This window comes from Oleiphilus sp. HI0043, from assembly GCF_001634935.1.
The window spans coordinates 1-737 of sequence record NZ_LWEY01000440.1; the positions used below are offsets into that span (position 1 = coordinate 1).

Here is a 737-nt window from a genome sequence, read left to right on the forward strand (position 1 = left end):
GGAGCAATGAAAGAAATACTCGCTTCGAGTCATAAGATTAACGACATTATTGGTGTCATTGATGAGATTGCGTTCCAGACTAACTTGCTAGCGCTTAACGCAGCCGTTGAGGCCGCTAGAGCGGGTGAGCATGGTCGAGGATTTGCAGTGGTGGCAGGTGAGGTTAGAACCTTATCTCAACGTTCTGCGACGGCAGCGAAAGAGATCAAAGACCTGATTCGTGAAAGCGTCAATAAGGTTGAAACGGGCTCTCAGCTTGTAAATGATTCTGGCCAGACACTTGCGGATATCGTGAAGTCAGTTGAAGAGGTTGCTGTAAGAGTAGAAGAAATTGCCACGGCAGCAGCCGAGCAGAATGATGGTATTGGGCAGATTAACCAAGCAGTCATGCAAATGGATGATATGACCCAGCAAAACGCAGCCTTGGTTGAAGAGGCAAGTGCCTCTAGTGAGGCTTTGAGTGAGCAAGCATCAGCCTTGAATCAGATGGTTAGCTTCTTCAGAGTGGGGAATCACCAGGCCGCAATATTTAGCGCGCCTGCTTCAGCACCTACATCAGCGCCTGCACCGACTCCTTCTGTCAGCCAAGCTCCACAGCAAACGACTTCGGTGCCGATGGATACCGGTATTGCTCCGACAGAAGATCAGGTGATCAAATACAGTGGTGATAACTCAAACGATGATGATGACTGGGAAGACTTCTAGCGCATAGTCTAAAGGGAATGCAAAGGCCGATC

The 737-nt window shown here is 49.1% G+C and carries 1 protein-coding gene; it reads left to right on the forward strand.

Annotated elements, in window-relative coordinates:
- Positions 1-705, forward strand: a 705-nt coding sequence (locus A3729_RS05610) for a methyl-accepting chemotaxis protein (protein ID WP_231877354.1), incomplete at its 5' end; no start/stop codon positions are given.
- Positions 706-737 lie beyond the last annotated feature (32 nt).